We start from the raw sequence: 15,503 nt of genomic DNA, 5'->3' as shown, positions 1-15,503 counted from the left end.
CATCGCGCGGCCGCGATGCCGTCATTGTGCAGAATTTTGCGGCGGCGAGGGATCACAAATCGTTTAACTCTGGGGCGGGCCTCGGCCGGGAGGTCGTTCTTCCTTTCGTCCAGGCGCCGGACAGGCGGCAACGCATGGCGCGATTACGTCGAACACGAGCGATACGCGTCGCGGTTACTGAGGAACCCGATGTCCGAACTTTGGGCGAGCGGCATCGTCGATGCGTCTTGTTCGTACCCACAAACGAGCGCGGAAAATCGCAACCGGTTTTGATTCCCGACGCCAAATACCTCCCGGGAGTGCCGATCGACGTGTACGCTGTTCAGCTATACATCGAGATCGGAAAATCCCGCACCGATCGCGTCGTTGAAGCCCGTACCACGGCCCGTTGGATCAGTCGACTCTCGGTCGATCGGCCGCCGGCTCAAGTCCGGCCGGGCCTACCAATGCAGAGGAATTACATGTCGCTTCTTGACCGCATGCTATCGCGTGCAACACCGCAAACCGGCAAAGGCCGTCGAAGGGTCTTGGTGCGCGTCTGGCTCGACGACGAAGGTCGGGTGCGCGACCTGAAGGTCCGCCGAAGTTGTGGCGACCCGGCCGGCGACGAGCGCGCCCTCCATGCAATCGCCGTCATGCGCTTTCCACGCGGTCAGCTGGGTTCAGGAGGCGGCACGTCGCAGCGGTGGCACGATCTCAACTACGACGTCGACTGAGGTGCCGACGTTGAGTGGCTTGCTCGTAAGCAGTCGATAGGTATCGTCTGGTCGCGGCCGGATGCGTTTGGCGGTGGTTCATCACGTCAATGCGCCTGGTACTCGCCCTGCCGAATGGACCATACAATTGCGCACTTCAATGATGGCACTGAGCTTTACCAGGACTTCGCCGTAATTCAGTACGGTATCGATCGCGAGGACGTGACGCAGTTTGCGAATCTGCTGATGGTCTTGTTGCCGAGCCGGATCGGAGCAGGGCCGCCGTCATCGACTTCGACTGGCCGCGCGCGCTCGACTGCGATGCCGCAGGTTTGCGCGATCGAATCAAGGAGGACCTCCAAGCGTTGCGAGCAAGCGCCTGACTCGATGCTTCCAGCGAGCTCGCCCACGTTACGGATGGTCGCACCGTCCGTCAGGATGACCGCGCTTCCGGCGCCGCGATTCTCGTCGCTTGCATGCGCCACTTCGCCGGCGTCATCCCCACCTGCCGTTTGAACACGCGTTGGAACGCAGCCTCCGACCGATATCCGACCGTCTCGCCGATCTCCGCGACGGACATCGTCGTTTGCGCCAGCTTGCGCCCGGCAAGCGCCATGCGGATTTCCGTCAGCACATCGGTCGCCGAGCGGCTGATCGCCTCGTCGAAGTGGCGTGCGAACGTCGCGCGCGACATGTGGCAGCGCTCCGCCAGCTGCGCCAGCGTCCAGGGCTTTTCCGGCTCGTCGAACATCGCAGTGAGCGCCGGCTGCAACCGATGGCGTTGCGCCAGCGCGAGCAGCCCGCGCGGCGCGTGACCGGACTCGGACGCACTGCGCAGCGTCAACGCGAACAGCGCGCCGGACAGATGATCGACCACCGCCGCGCTGCCGGCACGTTGCTCCAGCGCTTCCTCACGCATCAATTCGATGACTCGCGCAAGCCGCGTGGCGGCAAACGCGGCGTCGCGCGTCTGTCCATCGCCGGCGGCGACGCTGCTCACGATCAGACGCCGAGGCAGATGGTCGCGCAGCAACTGCTGCGGGACGGCCGGCAGCACGAAGCGCCCGCACAGCACGTCAATGCTCGCGTCGGCGCTGCCGTTCGTCGTAATGGTCAGGCCGTTGCGGTGCCGCTCCTGCACCGCGCGCGGCGCGTCGCCGCTGCCGTCGTGCAGCCGGTGCGCACTGCCGGAGGGGAACACCACGATGTCGCCGGCCTTCATTCGGAGCGTCGGCTCTTCCGCGCCGCCCGTCTCGCCTTCGACGACAGCCTCGCCGCGCAACAGGATGTGATACGGAAGCTCCCGCTCGTTCGACTCGGGATGGTCGATGCGCCACGGCGAACCGAAATGGCACCGTACGTCCAGCCGGCCGGTGACCGGCATCATCGACAGCAATCGGTCCAGCATGTCCATATGAGACGTTTGAGCATGAATTTGCGCAAGTATGGCATTAAAGAACTCGCCCTGCATCCCTACACTGACTCCCATGCCATACGACATGGCTAAGCAGTTCAACCACTCAACTGAACGAAGGAGTCGATCATGTCCCGTCTCACCACCATTCGCCCTGAAGAAGCCACCGGCGCGGCAGCGGAAGTGTTCGCGAAGATCAAGAAGGCCGTCGGCAAGGTGCCCAATGCGTACGCCACCATCGGCACGCACAGCCCCGAAGCCCTCGGCGCGGCGCTCGCGTTCGACGCTGCCGTGGCTGCCGGCACGCTCGGCAAGGCCGACATCGAAGTCATCAAGCTGGCGGTCAGCGAACACGTGGGCTGTGACTATTGTGTCGCCGCGCATACGCTGATGGGCAAGCTGGCCGGACTGTCGGGCGACGCCATGAAGCAGGTGCGCGCCGGCGCGGCCACCGGCGACGCCAAGCGCGACGCGCTGGTGACCTATGTGCGTACGCTGGTCGGCACGCGCGGCACGGTGCCCGAGGCGGCCGTCGACGCCGTGCGCGCCGCCGGTTACACGGAGCGCCAGCTGATCGAGATCAGCCTGGCGATCGCGTCGATCACGTTCACGAACCTGGTCAATCGCGTCAACGATACGACGCTCGATTTCCCGGCCGTGGCGTAATGGCGCGTCGGTGGGCAGGCACGGCGATCGAACGCAGTCGATCCGGCTGCGTTCGATCGTGAGGCGCGTCGCGCCGGCGGAATGTGCTGGCTGGCGGCGCCGTACTTCGATACCGCCTCCGTCAAGCGCTGCCGATCACACAGGTCGATCCGCAAAGTCCTCCCACGCCAGTAACGATCAAGACGGGGAACGCTCTCGATCGACACGCACTGGATTTGGCGCGGGCGTTCCCTGCTGCCCGGCCGGCGCAAGCCGATCGTCGCTGCGCGGCGAGCGGCACCGGTGCCGATGTGATCGCTCGATCGGTGTCGGCCCGTCCACCAATGGTCGTGGCCACCACGCCGGCCGGATCGCGTCCGCTCAGCGTGGCGGCAGCCCGGCCGCGATCTGGTCCGCGAGGCGTCCCAGAATCGCGCTCAGCGCGGCGGCCTGCGCGGCGGCGCCGCGCTGCGTCAACGATGCGGTCAAGGTCGTCTCGCGGCTCGCGCTCACGCGCTCGGGCCGGCCCGCCAACACCGTCCATGCGGCCTCCAACGTCAACGTGCCGCCGTCGTCCGCATGCACGTCCAGCACCGTGACGACGAGCGTGCGCGTCTCGGGCGGCCGCGGCGCATCCGGCAGGACGACGGCCCCCGTCGGCAGGCGCGTCAGCAGGTCCTGCGCGAGCGTGCGCCGCATCATCCGGTCGAGCGGCCCGGCCCAGCGCGCGCCTTCGTCGATCCAGACACGGTTCGCCGAGCGCTGCACGACGACCTCGGGACGGTCGAGCTCCGCCGGCACGTGGACGGCAGTCAGTTGCACCGGCTCGATGGGCTCGTCCGCGCGGGTCGATGTAGCCGGCGTCGCACTCAACGCCACATAGCGCGTCGGCGGGCTGTGCCCACATCCGGCGAGCACGGCAGCGAGCACGGCGGCCAGCGCAACGACCGCCCATTTCATCGGGGCCGGCTCCGATGCGTCGCCGGCCGGTCGCTTCGATCGACGGATCATGGCTTCTCCTTCGCTCTGCCGCGCACGAGCGCTTCGGGGTGTCGGTCGAGATAGTCGGCCAGCGCACGCACGGAACGGGTGGTATCGGCAAGCTCGCGCAGCACCGCGGGCACGCCGGTCTGCGTGGTGGCGTCGTCGCCGAGCGTCCGGCTGGCTGCGGCCGCGGCCTGGTCGGCGCTGTTCGCGGCGTCGCGCAGCTGCGCGACGAGCGGACCGATCTGCGGCGACACCTGCTGCAGCGTGCGGTCGATCTGCGCGACCGATCGGTCGAGATGCGCGAGGCTGTCGCGGATCTGCGGCGATGCGGTCAGCGCATTGAGCCGCGCCGCGATCGCGCGCACGTCGTCGCCGGTCTCCTTGATCGGCAGCGCGTCGATCTTGCCGGCGATCGCGTTGGCGCGCGCGGCGATCGCATCGAAGTCGGCCGACGCGACGCTCGGAATCTCCGCCGGGCCGGCGCCACCGGAAAACGCGGCCGCCGAAGCGCCGGCGACGAAATCGAGGCTGACCATGCGCGGGCCGACGAGCGGCGGATCCTGCACCAGCCGCGCGCGCAGCCCGCGGGCGACGAGCCGTTCGAGCATGCCGTCGACGATGGGGCGCCAGTTGCCGTCGGCCGGCGGACGCACGCCGGTGATGCCGAGCGCCGACGGTTCGAGCGCAATCTGCACCGGCGTGCCGAGCTGCCCGGTGGCGGCATCGTAACTCAGCCGCACGCGCGTGACCGTGCCGACCTGGAAGCCGCGCAGTTTCACCGGCGCGCCGTCCTTCAGCTCGCCGGCCGCACCGGCGAACCGAATCACGTACGGGACCACCGGCCCATGCTCGGGCGCGAGCGCCGGGCGGCGCTCGGTGCCGTCGAAGTGCCGCGCGGGGGCGCCGGCGCCCGGCTCCATCACGATTTCCGGCCCGACGACGAGCGCGCGCAGCGAGGTCGGGTCGCTCATGTCCGGCTGCGCACCGCGCAGGAAAAAGCGCGTGCCTCTGAGCAGATACTTCTGCTGCGCGCGATCGATCTTCAACTCGACCTCCACATGCCGGCCGTCGGGCGACAACGCGATGCCTGCGACCTTGCCGACCTTCACGCCGCGCAGCGTCACGTCGGTATCGTCGACTTTCATTCCGTGCGCGTCGGAAAACATCACGGTGACGCTTTCCCCGCCCTGCGCAAGCGCCCGTATCCCGAGCCATCCGACCACGGCCAGCGTGGCGACGGGCACCGCCCAGATCAATCCCGGCCAACGACTGTGCCGCACCTCGGCGCGCGAGCGGCGGATGCGCGGCGGGTTCATCGAACCCTCCGGTCGCGGCGGTCCCACATCAGGCGCGGATCGAAGGCGCGCGACGCGAGCATGGTCAGGAACACCACGAGCGCGAATGCGGTGGCCCCGGTAGCCGGCTGCGCGGACGCGACGCCGTCGAAGCGGATCAACGGAACGAACGCCGCGATCGTGAAGACGTCGACGTTCGACCATCGGCCGAGCTCGTCGATCCAGCGGTAGAGGCGCACCTTCAGGCGCAGATGCCGGCGCGATCGCCGCAGCACGGACGCGACGAACCAGCCCATGCCGACGATCTTCGCGACCGGGATCACGATGCTCGTGATGAACGTCAAGATGCCGAACGGCCACAGGCCGACGTGAAAGAGCTGCATGACGCCGTCGACGATGCGGTGCATGTGCACGCGTCCGAGCTGGATCGAGGTCGTCATCGGCAACAGGTTGGCCGGCACGGTCAGCACGAGCGCCGCCAGCGACAGCGCGCTCGCGCGCGAAAGCGCCGCGACCCGGCGCGCGCGCAGCGTCAGCCCGCAGCGCGAACACGAACGCCCGGCGCACGCGTACGGCTGCACCATGTCGCAACCGGCACACGACAGCACGGCCTCGCTGCGCGACGGATGCCGATCGGCTTCGATGGCGCGCCACACGGTGCGCCGGTCGAGCGACGCGCGCGTGAGCATCGACATCAGGCCGGCCGCGATCAGGCAATAGCCGCCTGCGCCCATCGAGCCGGTGAGACCGTGCGTGACGCGCACGTAGCCGATGATGCAGCCGACGAGGTACACGTCCGGCATTGCCCAAGCGTCGAGTGCGAGCGACCAGCGGAACACCGCGCCGATACCGGAGAACCGCCAGCCGAAGCGAATCGCGGCCAGCACCAGCATCAGGCCGCCGAAGCGCGCGAACGGCAGCACGATGCCGAACATCCCGAGCAACACGGCCAGGATCACCCAGCCGTCGTTCCACATCGACACGATGCCCGACGCGAGCACCGAAGAATGCGACGCGCCCAGCATCGTGACCGTCATCAGCGGTGCGAGGTTGGCGGGAAACAACAGCACGAAGGTCGCCGTCGTGCAGGCGAGCGCGGCCTCAACACTGCGGCCGCGGCGGCGTTCGAGCGTCGCATGGCAGCGTCTGCAGCGCGCCAGCGCGTGTGCTTCGATCGGCGGGATATGGTCGAGCGTCCCGCACGTAGGGCAGCCGATCGTGGTCATGCGACGACAGCTCCGGTGGGCGCGCGATGCGCGCAATGACACGCCCGGTGGCAAAACCTGCACGACGCGGGCAGGCGGTCGCGCGTGATGATCATCGTCATGCGTTCTCCCGTTCGATTAGGTCGAGATAGCGCCGCGGAGCCGCGGCCGTTGAGCGTGCCGAGCGCTACCCGTGTGGCGTGAAAACGCGCGGCAGGCGCTGCTGCATGCGCGCCTGCCGTCGTCGGGGTGTCGGACAGCAAGGCGTGTGCCTGGGGGGGCGAGTGGTGGCGGGCGGTTGCCGGTTGCCGGTTGCCGGTTGCCGGTTGCCGGTTGCCGGTTGCCGGTTGCCGGTTGCCGGTTGCCGGTTGCCGATTGCCGGTTGCCGATTGCCGATTGCCGGTTGCCGATTGCCGATTGCCGGTTGCCAGTTGCCGGTTGGGTCGGCGGTCGGCAGTCAGCGGTTTAGCCGTAGCTGGTTGCTGGTTGCCTGCTGGCGGTTGCCAGTTGCTAGATGGCGGGCGCGGCGAGTTGGTGGCAGATGGCGGATGATAGGAGGCGGGCGGCGGCCAGGAGCAGGCCACAAGCAGCGGGCAGCGGCACACGAGCAGCACGCCTCGTCGAATCGCCTCGACGAGGCGAGGACGGCAGCCGGCGAGCCAACCGCCCTCCGCACGCGAATCACCGTCGGGCGCCCGCCGCTCGCCATGAACGATCGGAGCTTCTGATTTTCGAACGCCACACCGCGAACGCGCGAACGACGCACTAACCGCTAGTCATAACTCATCGTGACGGTAATCGATGCGTTGGCACTGCCGGCCGTTACCGCAGCGGCGGTCTGATAGAAACGGGCGCGCAGCGGCACGCTGTAATCGCCGGCCGCGCCGGCATACCCGGTAACTTTCGCCGTCGTTCCAAACGCAACCGGTTTGCCGCTTGCGTCGAGCAGTTGCAGCCCGATTCCGGTCGCGCTCGATGCCCCGTTCAACGTGGCGACCGAATCGCCCGTGCCCGGCACGACCTGCGTCGTCGGATCGAACCGGTAATAGATGCCCGTGCGACCGGCGGGACACGCATTCAACCGCAAATCGAACGGCGTGTCGCCGGCCGACGACCCCGCGCCGGTAAACTGGTTCGTCACCATCTGGCCCATATCCACGCTCAAGTCCGGCACCGCACAGGCCGGCGTCGTGACCCTGAAGCCGGTGGTCGTCAACGTCGCAACCGAAAGCCCATCGAGCTTCATCTGCGCCGACAGGGAACCGGCAGGGGCGTCGCCCGCACCCACCGGCCCGGTCACGATGACCTTCACGCCGAGCCGCGCGCCCGGTAACGGCATGCCCACCCAGCCCCACCATCCCCAGTTTCCGGCGTATGCGTCGCCGTCGCCCGCACCCCAGTACCTCGTGGAAGAACCGCCGAAGGAGGCCGGAACGACGCCGTCGGCCATGTCGTAAAAGGCCAGTCCGATGCCCGGCACGCCGGTTGCGAACGTATAGGGCGTCACACTGCTGCCGACCTTGGTTCCGCCGTAAACGCTTCGATTCGATTGGCCGGGCGCAGTGCATTTCGCGAACGCAACGGCATCGACCGGAATGCTTACGTCGTCCAGCACGGTGCCGACGGCCGTGCCGGGCGCCACCTGGTATTCCGACTTCAACGCGAAATTGGCGAGCAGTTCGGTCTTGTTGTTGATGAATTGGCAGGCCGCGTGTGCACCGTCCGGCGTCGCAAACGACACCGCCATCAGGCAGCCTGCGAACAGGCGATACATGTTCATTTTTCGGCGCTCCGATTGACGCGAACAGGCACGCGCCGCTTCATCGGTCCATCTGCGATCGATCAATGAGGTGTTCCGATGATGGAACGGCGCTGCCCACGACGAAATGTTGGCGGGCTATGCATTCGTTGGACTGAACCGGTTATGCGAAACGTCAATTTCCGCATCGCTCCGACTTCGATCGAGCCGACAGAACAACATCTGCACAGCCTATCGGCGCGAGTCATGCATGAAAATCGGAGAACTGCGATTCATGCGCCTCGCCGTGACGATCGGACGCCGTCGTCAGGCCGTGTCGACAATGGCGCAATGCGTGAAGGTCGTGCACTCCGGCGTCCGATGCAGCCGCCACGCCAACCAGTGGCACGCGACGCCGCTTCACACCGATTCACGCAGCCGGCTGCGCCTCCGTCGGCGCGTACTGCTCCGCGCCAGCCGCCACACAAGGCAAATCGAGACTCCGCAGCGCCCGCTGGCCGGCGCCGCGCGGGTTCGCCGGCAACGCATACGACAGCCGGCAGCCCGAGCGCCCGGCGTCGCTTTCCCACCCGACGTTCAGTTCGCCCTGCTCCGCGAGACCGCGCGCCAGCAGCTTGCCGGCCTGCCCGACCACGCCGATGTCCTTGCCGGCCTGATCGGTCACCACAGCACCGAACGGCACCGGCGATCCGTCCGCCTGCCGCAGGCGAATCACCGCCGAGCGCCCGTAGTCCGTCTTGAACACCAGCAGCGGGACGGCGCCCGCAAGCGGTGCGACGCGCTGGCTGGTCTCCTTCAGTTCGACGTCCGTCGACAGCCCCTTCGGGTCCAGCGACACGTCGTTCATCGAGAACGGCGTCAGGTACGGCACGATCGCATAGCCGTTCGCATCGACGCGCACGCCCGACGCATTCGTGACGCGCGCACCTTCGGCATGCTTCGCCTCGACGATCGCGAAAGTCTCTGACAGCGGTTGCGACAGCGTGACGCCGCCGCGGTGCGCGACGACTGCACCGCGCGCGCCGATCGAGTACTGCTGATAATCGGCGCTCGCGCCGACGCTTGCGCTGAGCTCCGCCCGTGCCCCGCGATACGACACGTTGGCGCCGCCGCTGGTCTGCGCCCCGCCCGGCCCGCTGCTGCGGTTCACGTTCACGCCATACGACACGTTGCTGTCGACACCGGCCGAACCGCTCAGGCTCGTCGCGATCTGCGTCGAGCCGCGCGTATCGTGATTGAAACTGGTCGACAGCGTTGCCGGCCGCGTGCTGCCGAGCGGAATCGACAGCCCCAGATAGACCAGCGTGCTGGCCTGCCCCCACGCGTCGCGCTGACGCGTCGCCGACACGTTGTACGCCACGCTGCGAAACGCGTTGCTGTAGCCGACCGTGAAATCGACATCCGAGCCAGCGCGATTCCAGTAGGTCGACGTCGACGCCGTCACGCTGAGGCTGCCGCCCTTGTCGCCGAGCTGCTGACTCGCCACCAGCGACGCGCGGTTGCGTTGCCGGTACACCTGGCGCAAGGGTCCGCCGGACACCGAGCGGTCGCGCGCAGTCATGGCATCGTTCAGACCGAAATAGCCGTTCGTCGAATAGTGATACGCGGCAATCGCGACGTTGGTGCCGGTGGCCGCGACGGTCTTCGCGTAGCTGACGCGAAAGCTCTGCCCCGAATACGTGCGGTCGTTCTGCACCCTCGTCGTCGCATGCGCGACGTCGACGCCGATTGCGCCCCACCCGGTGTTCAGCACCGCACCGACCATCGCCGCCAGGTAGCCTTGCGCGGCCGTCGCGCCGCCATAGCCGGTCAGCATATTCGTGAAACCGTGCTGCCAGGTCGCCTGCGTGAACAACGGCGTCGTGTTCGACAGGTTGCGCACAGCGCCCGCCGTGAAGCTGTAGCGATTCTGGCCGGGGCGCAACGACATCGGCACGGCTGCATACGGGACGGAGAAGGTGTGCGTGGAGCCGTCCGCCTCCGTGACGACGACGTTCAGGTCGCCGCCATAGCCGGTCGGATAGAGGTCGTCGATCACGAACCCGCCCGGCGCGACCGTCGTCTCGTACAGCTTCACGCCGTTCTGCGAAATCGTCACCTTCGCGTTGGTGTTCGCGACGCCGCGCACGACCGGCGCGTAGCCGCGCTGCGAGTCCGGCAGCATCCGGTCGTCGCTGCTGATCCTCACGCCGCGAAACGACGTCGAGTCGAACAGATCGCCCGACGTATACGTATCGCCGGCCACGAACTGCGACGACCACGACGCCAGATCGCGTTGCACGTAGGTCGCGACGTTCTGGTAGCGCCGGCGGCCGCGGTCGTCCCAGTTGAACGACCCGCTGTGCCGGAAATGCCAGCGCTGAACGTTGAATCCGCTATCGACACCGACATAGCCTTGCGTGCTGCCGTGCGCGCCGCTCGCCTGCGCGTGGTAGACGTTCGCGTTGTAGCCGAGCATCGCGACGGGCACGCCCGCGCTCCATCGGTCGGGGCTCACGTAGCCGCGCGCGGTGCGGCTCAGCGATACCTGCGGAATGCCGAGATCGAGCCGGAGATCGTTGAAGTCGAAGCCGACGGTGGCTTCCGGAATCGCCTGACCGATGCGCACGCAACCACCCTGTTGTTCAAGCAGCGTGCGGATTTCCTGCGACAGCGCGGTCAGCTCGACACCGATGCGCTCCAGCAGCGCCTTGTCGAAGCAAGGCTGCGCGTCGGGACTGTCCGCTACGCTCTTGAACGGCACCTCGAATCGCCCGGCCCAGCGGCCGCTGACGTAGACGTCTGGACTGTAGGTGCCGGCGCGCACCACGTTGCCGCGCGAATAGCGCGACACGTCGATCGAACCGGCGCCGTTATTGAGAAATCCACCCTCGAATTCGACTTGCGCGAACTCCATCTGCGCAATCTGCTGCGGCCGGGCGTGTTCATCCGCTACCGCAAGTGCGTCCGTTTGCCAGCTGGCGACGATCGAGAAAACCAGCGCACATATCGGCTTGAGCCGTGGCGCAATCTCCGCGTGCGGGCCACTGTATTTTTTCTCCATCGTGCTTTCTCCTCCCATCGATGGCGAAGTCGCCACCGTCCCGTTCGTGTTCCGCTCATCGGCCGCTTGGGACCTTCCAACGCACCGCCGAATCACTTCGTGATCGTCGCCTCGTGCGCATGGGCCGTCCCCCAGTCGTCCACGCTGCTGTAGTGGACGGTCCCACCCGCGAGTGCGGCACCGTTGGCACCGGTCAGCGCGAAGGAAGCCGTTTCGCCGGCACCGACATAACCGAGCTCCGCCGCGTAGGTTTTCCCGCCTGATTTCAATTCGACGCCGGCGAGATTGACGACGTAGGCGCTCGGATTCGTCGCCTTCAACACCGGACGATGTCCATCGTCGGTGCCGAGTGCCCATTTCAGTTGGGCGGGCGCGTCGCCTGCCGTTCCGGCCAGGCCGGCGGGCCGGTACATCAGCTTGATGCGGGTGCGAAACGCGAACTGCAGGCGGTTGACGTCGTCCTTGCCGCTAACCTTGGGCGGCACATCGAGCACGTTCAACCAGAACAGCGACTCCTTGTTCTCCGGCAGAGGCTCGCCGGTATACAAGATCCGCAACGTCTGCCCCTTGCCCGGCTCGACACGAAAAATCGTCGGCGTGATCACGAACGGCACGTCGATCGCATCCGGGGACGTGCGCTGGTTCCCCTTGTCGATCCAGGCCTGAACTAGCGCAGGCTGCTTGCCGTCGTTGGTGAGCTGAACCGTGACTTCCTTGTCGGCGGCCGGGAACACGACGCGGGTGCCGGATAACGTCACGCTGGCCTGTGCATTCATGCAGAACAGCAGCGACATCAGGACCACGACGATGGCATATGGACGATTCATTTCCCTTTTCCTCCTGACAGTTCCTCTGCAGTGCGAATAGACAAGACCACCTCCACCGCACCGAATGACACCCCGGCGCCGGTACGCCTTGCGACCGCCGGCGCCGGGGGTCAGCTCATCGTGCGATCAGGGATAGACGAGCGAATACGTGACGTACGAGTTTGCGGAACCGCCGGTTACAGTAGCGCTCGTCGCGATGTACTGCGCAGAGAACACGAGCGCTGCCCTACCCGAGTCCGTATTGACATTGACGGTTTGCGTACGCTGCTCCGAGGCCGGGGCGCCGACAAGGATCGGCTCATACTTGTCGTTGAGGATCTGGATTTGCACGCCGCCGGCCGCATCGGCGCCGGTCAGGTTCAGACGGCCGGTTGACAGGTCGACGTTGGGGCCGGGCTCGAACGCGACCGATACCTTCTTCGCCGGTGCGGAGGTGTCACCGCCTTCCGCGTTCATCTCGCATCCCGACACCAGGAATACGAACGGTGTACGGCCGACGGTGGCGCCCACGGACCCAAGCTGGCTGGTGGACACCCTCGGCAGGTTGACGACCTGATTGTTCGTCCCCGGTTCGATCTGGCACGTCGACGCGACGATCGAGCCCGTGAAATTGACGGTGCCGTCGGCCGCATGAGCGGTATTTGCCGCCGCGCATGCCAGGCCGAACAGCGACATCGCGAATGCGATATTTTTCATTTGCTTTTACTCCGTTGTTGAGAATGCTGATTTGACGTATTACCAATATTTATACGAGATACCGCTATTCACCACTCCAGCGCAGAACCCTCCATGAACGCGCAATTGATTTGTCCGAAAACTCGTCTTTCCAAAAATTGGTTCGAATCCATTCCATTCGCTCACGACTCGGCACCGCGGCGAACATCGTGTGCACCGCGACCCACGTCGAAAATGTCGAGGGCATTTCCCCCGTATTTCGCTCCAAAGCGCCAATTGAATTCGAATCAGAACCGCGCCATTACCTTGATTTGAACCGGCATCCGATTTGAAAACAGCGGACCGCTAGTCATAGCTGATCGTGACGGTAACTGCCGCGTTAGCGTTACCGGCAGTTACCGAAGCGTCGGTCTGGTAGTAGCGAGCGCGAAGCGGCACGCTGTAATCGCCCGCGCTGCCGGCATACCCGGCCACTTGCATCGTCGATCCGTACACAAGCGGCTTGCCGAGTGCGTCGAGCAGTTGCAGCCCGATGCCCGTCGCTGGCCGGCTCCCGGTCAACGCGGCAACCGACTCTCCCGTGCCGGGCACGACGCTCGTGGTCGGATCGAGCCGGTAATAGATTGCCGTGCGGCCGGCCGGACATGCGTTCAAACGCAGGTCGAACGGCGTGTCGCCGGCAGTCGTGCCCACGCCTCTGAAGCGGCTCGCCGACACTTCGCCCATAACGACGCTGACGTTCGGCACGGAACAGGCCGGCGTCGTAATCCTGAAACCGCCGGTCCTCAATGTCCCAACGGGAAGACCGGAGATCGTCATCCGCGCATACACGGAGCCGCCCGCGACGCTGCCGACACCCACCGGCCCCGTCACGACGAGCATCACGCCGAGCCTCGAGCCCAGCCGCGGTGTGCTCGACACCCAGCCCCACCATCCCCAGTCTCCCGGACGCCAGGGGCCGATGCCGTCGCCCCAGTAGTGCACGAAGCGGTGGCCGAAGCTGTCGGGCGGATCGGTCTCGTAAAAGATCAACCCGATGCCCGGCACGCCGGTTGTGAATGCACCGGTGTTGCCGACCGGCACCCCGCCATAAACGTTCCGGATCGGCGACTCCGGCAACCTGCACCGCGCGTACGCAACGGTATCGGGCGAAATGCTCACGTCGTCGAGCACGGTGCCGACGGGGGTGCCCGGCGCCACGTAATACTCGTCCTTCAACGGAAAATTGGCGATCAGTTCGCTCTTGCCGTTGATGAACCAGCATTCCGCGCTCGCGTCGCCCGGCGCCGCGAACGACACCGCGATCAGGCACCCTGCAAACAGGCGATACATGTTCATTTCTTGGCGCTCGAATTTGCGCACCGGCGCGCCGCCTCATCCGTCCAGCTTCGACAGATGAAGTGGTCCCCTCACGGAACGACGCCGCCGCACGGAAAAATGTTGACGGGATATGCTTCCGCTCGCGTGAACCGGCTATGCGAAACGTCAATCTCCGCATCGCCCGGCTTCCGTCGAATCAATGAAGCACCACACCCGCATGCTATCGACGGCGAACGCGTGTAGATATCGTAGAACTCTGATTTATGCGGGCCGTCGTGGCGAGCGGCCGCTTGCCGACGATCGTGTCGGCAACGACGGGAAGCCGGCGATCCCGCTCGACCGCCGGCACACTGCGTATCACGCCGGCATCATGCGCAGGTCGCGCGCCGCGCGGGCGTCTCGACCGCCGATTGCATGAACCGCTGGTCGACCGTCGCGGCAATCCGCCGCGCCGTTTCGTACAGTGCGACGCCCACCTGCTCGACCGGCATGGCGCCGGCATCGTCAGGATGCGTCAAGTACGGACATGCGAGGATCGCGATGGCCGCACCGGTCTTGTCGACGATCGGCGTCGCGATATCCGTGACGCCCGCAATGCGCGCGTTCGGGCGGCGGATACATCCGTCCGCCCAACGCGATGCCGCCGCCTCATCGTGGCCCGACGCGCCCGGCAAGCCGACGGCCCGCGCGCCGGCGCGCAGCAAGCGGGACCGCGCGTCGTCGCCCTGCAGCGCCACGTACATCTCGCCCGCTGCGCTGCCTTGCAACGGCACGCGCGTGCCGACGCGAACCGCGATGTTCCACTCCGTCTCGGCGTCGGCGGCGGCAATGACGATCATCGTGTCGCCGTCGAACACGGTCAGGTAGCACGACTGCACGGTCTGCAGCGTGAACTCCTGCATTGCCGGCGTGACGAGCGCGCCGAGCGAGCGCGTCGGCGCGTGATGCTGGCCGAGAAAATACAGCTTCATCGTCAGCGCATAGCGATCGTGGCGATCGATCCGGTAGATGTAGCCGCGCTCCTCGAGCACCTGCATCATCCGGTACAGCTCGCTGCGGCTGCGCTTGAGCGCTCGGCAGATGTCCGCCTGCGCCATGCCGTACTGCCGATCGATCAGCAATTCGAGGATATCGAGCCCCTTCTCGAGCGCCGGCGCGCGATAGTTCACTTTCTTCCGGCGCACCGGATTGCCCGAATCGTTCGGGTCCATCTCTGGATTGCGCATGTCAGCCATTACCCTTCAAGGTGGTCGTTCGATTCGCACGGCGCTCGGCCGCGCGATACCCGGACATCGGCAGCGGGAACGCGATCAAGGCGTTTCCGGCCACCACGGCTGCGGGGTCGTCCTGATCAGGTAGTCGTCGAGATTCTTGCCGGCCAGCCAGCCGGGGCGCGCGCCCTTGCCCGACCACGCGCGGCCGGTGTCGGGATCGTAGTATTTCGCCGGCGCCTTCTGCTTCCTCGCCTTGACGAAACCGGCCGCACGCAGCAGTTCGATTTCGGTGATGCCGAACTCGCGCACGTGCGCCGCAATTTCGTTCAGCCGCGCCTGCTTCTCCTTCTGCCGCGCCTCTTCGACGATCAGGTTCAATCGGCCGAGCTGCCGCTGCAGCTCGCGTATGGTCGGATGGGTCATG

General features: G+C 66.3%; 13 protein-coding genes and 1 tRNA gene. 3 read left to right on the top strand and 11 right to left on the bottom strand.

Translation table 11 applies throughout. The annotated features are described in order from the left end of the window. Positions 1 to 369: 369 nt before the first annotated feature. Together MYA_RS24780 and MYA_RS24775 are read left to right on the top strand one after the other, a co-directional pair. Positions 370 to 446, top strand: a tRNA-Glu gene (locus MYA_RS24780). Between the two features lie 15 nt (positions 447 to 461). After that, positions 462 to 716 (top strand): energy transducer TonB family protein, encoded by a 255-nt coding sequence (locus tag MYA_RS24775; protein WP_034194387.1) that lies wholly within the window; start codon positions 462 to 464, stop codon positions 714 to 716. A gap of 412 nt (positions 717 to 1,128) precedes the next feature. On the opposite strand, the gene MYA_RS24770 is transcribed toward MYA_RS24775, so the two are convergent. Further along, positions 1,129 to 2,166 carry an AraC family transcriptional regulator gene (locus tag MYA_RS24770; protein ID WP_050991248.1) on the bottom strand — a complete coding sequence of 346 codons (1,038 nt, stop codon included), beginning with the start codon at positions 2,164 to 2,166 and terminating at the stop codon, positions 1,129 to 1,131. Positions 2,167 to 2,238: 72 nt separating this feature from the next. Between MYA_RS24770 and MYA_RS24765 the strand changes: the two genes are divergently transcribed. Further along, entirely contained in the window at positions 2,239 to 2,775 is a 537-nt protein-coding gene (locus tag MYA_RS24765) for a carboxymuconolactone decarboxylase family protein (protein WP_014725591.1), read from the top strand. Positions 2,776 to 3,135: 360 nt separating this feature from the next. Here MYA_RS24765 and MYA_RS24760 read toward each other — a convergent pair whose 3' ends face one another. From MYA_RS24760 to MYA_RS24715, 10 genes are all read right to left on the bottom strand, one after another. Beyond that, on the bottom strand, positions 3,136 to 3,765 hold the full coding sequence (locus MYA_RS24760) for a PqiC family protein (protein WP_014725590.1): 630 nt from the start codon (positions 3,763 to 3,765) through the stop codon (positions 3,136 to 3,138). Beyond that, complete coding sequence (locus tag MYA_RS24755) at positions 3,762 to 5,057, bottom strand: MlaD family protein (RefSeq protein WP_014725589.1); 1,296 nt, start codon at positions 5,055 to 5,057, stop codon at positions 3,762 to 3,764. Before MYA_RS24755 ends, MYA_RS24760 begins: the two co-directional genes overlap by 4 nt. Next, positions 5,054 to 6,262, bottom strand: coding sequence for a paraquat-inducible protein A (locus MYA_RS24750; RefSeq protein ID WP_014725588.1), 1,209 nt, complete (start codon positions 6,260 to 6,262; stop codon positions 5,054 to 5,056). Before MYA_RS24750 ends, MYA_RS24755 begins: the two co-directional genes overlap by 4 nt. A gap of 751 nt (positions 6,263 to 7,013) precedes the next feature. After that, positions 7,014 to 8,021: a fimbrial protein gene (locus MYA_RS28970; RefSeq protein ID WP_014725587.1), complete on the bottom strand. Its 1,008-nt coding sequence runs from the start codon at positions 8,019 to 8,021 to the stop codon at positions 7,014 to 7,016. A 388-nt stretch (positions 8,022 to 8,409) separates the two neighbouring features. Continuing rightward, a complete protein-coding gene (locus MYA_RS24740; RefSeq protein WP_014725585.1) occupies positions 8,410 to 11,043 on the bottom strand; it encodes a fimbria/pilus outer membrane usher protein in 2,634 nt (877 codons plus the stop codon). A gap of 92 nt (positions 11,044 to 11,135) precedes the next feature. After that, entirely contained in the window at positions 11,136 to 11,870 is a 735-nt protein-coding gene (locus MYA_RS24735) for a fimbrial biogenesis chaperone (RefSeq protein ID WP_014725584.1), read from the bottom strand. A gap of 126 nt (positions 11,871 to 11,996) precedes the next feature. Further along, entirely contained in the window at positions 11,997 to 12,566 is a 570-nt protein-coding gene (locus MYA_RS24730; RefSeq protein ID WP_014725583.1) for a fimbrial protein, read from the bottom strand. A 324-nt stretch (positions 12,567 to 12,890) separates the two neighbouring features. After that, positions 12,891 to 13,883, bottom strand: a complete 993-nt coding sequence (locus MYA_RS28965; RefSeq protein WP_014725582.1) for a fimbrial protein — start codon at positions 13,881 to 13,883, stop codon at positions 12,891 to 12,893. 350 nt (positions 13,884 to 14,233) lie between these two features. Continuing rightward, positions 14,234 to 15,076: an IclR family transcriptional regulator gene (locus tag MYA_RS24720; protein WP_224056556.1), complete on the bottom strand. Its 843-nt coding sequence runs from the start codon at positions 15,074 to 15,076 to the stop codon at positions 14,234 to 14,236. Positions 15,077 to 15,175: 99 nt separating this feature from the next. Further along, positions 15,176 to 15,502, bottom strand: a complete 327-nt coding sequence (locus MYA_RS24715; protein WP_014725579.1) for an H-NS histone family protein — start codon at positions 15,500 to 15,502, stop codon at positions 15,176 to 15,178. Between the last annotated feature and the right edge of the window lies 1 nt (position 15,503).

This window comes from Burkholderia sp. KJ006 (assembly GCF_000262695.1).
Taxonomy (GTDB): Bacteria; Pseudomonadota; Gammaproteobacteria; order Burkholderiales; family Burkholderiaceae; genus Burkholderia; species Burkholderia vietnamiensis.
Note: the sequence above shows the minus strand (reverse complement) of the source record. Positions and strands in the feature narration are given on the sequence as shown.

Bases quoted from the DNA above. Each gene is read 5' to 3' on its own strand.
- MYA_RS24755 (WP_014725589.1), bottom strand. From the start codon at position 5,057: ATGAACCCGCCGCGCATCCGCCGCTCGCGCGCCGAGGTGCGGCACAGT.
- MYA_RS24760 (WP_014725590.1), bottom strand. From the start codon at position 3,765: ATGATCCGTCGATCGAAGCGACCGGCCGGCGACGCATCGGAGCCGGCC.
- MYA_RS24770 (WP_050991248.1), bottom strand. From the start codon at position 2,166: ATGCAGGGCGAGTTCTTTAATGCCATACTTGCGCAAATTCATGCTCAA.
- MYA_RS24720 (WP_224056556.1), bottom strand. From the start codon at position 15,076: ATGGACCCGAACGATTCGGGCAATCCGGTGCGCCGGAAGAAAGTGAAC.
- MYA_RS24775 (WP_034194387.1), top strand. From the start codon at position 462: ATGTCGCTTCTTGACCGCATGCTATCGCGTGCAACACCGCAAACCGGC.
- MYA_RS24735 (WP_014725584.1), bottom strand. From the start codon at position 11,870: ATGAATCGTCCATATGCCATCGTCGTGGTCCTGATGTCGCTGCTGTTC.
- MYA_RS24730 (WP_014725583.1), bottom strand. From the start codon at position 12,566: ATGAAAAATATCGCATTCGCGATGTCGCTGTTCGGCCTGGCATGCGCG.
- MYA_RS24750 (WP_014725588.1), bottom strand. From the start codon at position 6,262: ATGACCACGATCGGCTGCCCTACGTGCGGGACGCTCGACCATATCCCG.
- MYA_RS28970 (WP_014725587.1), bottom strand. From the start codon at position 8,021: ATGAACATGTATCGCCTGTTCGCAGGCTGCCTGATGGCGGTGTCGTTT.
- MYA_RS24740 (WP_014725585.1), bottom strand. From the start codon at position 11,043: ATGGAGAAAAAATACAGTGGCCCGCACGCGGAGATTGCGCCACGGCTC.
- MYA_RS24765 (WP_014725591.1), top strand. From the start codon at position 2,239: ATGTCCCGTCTCACCACCATTCGCCCTGAAGAAGCCACCGGCGCGGCA.
- MYA_RS28965 (WP_014725582.1), bottom strand. From the start codon at position 13,883: ATGAACATGTATCGCCTGTTTGCAGGGTGCCTGATCGCGGTGTCGTTC.
- MYA_RS24715 (WP_014725579.1), bottom strand. From the start codon at position 15,502: ATGACCCATCCGACCATACGCGAGCTGCAGCGGCAGCTCGGCCGATTG.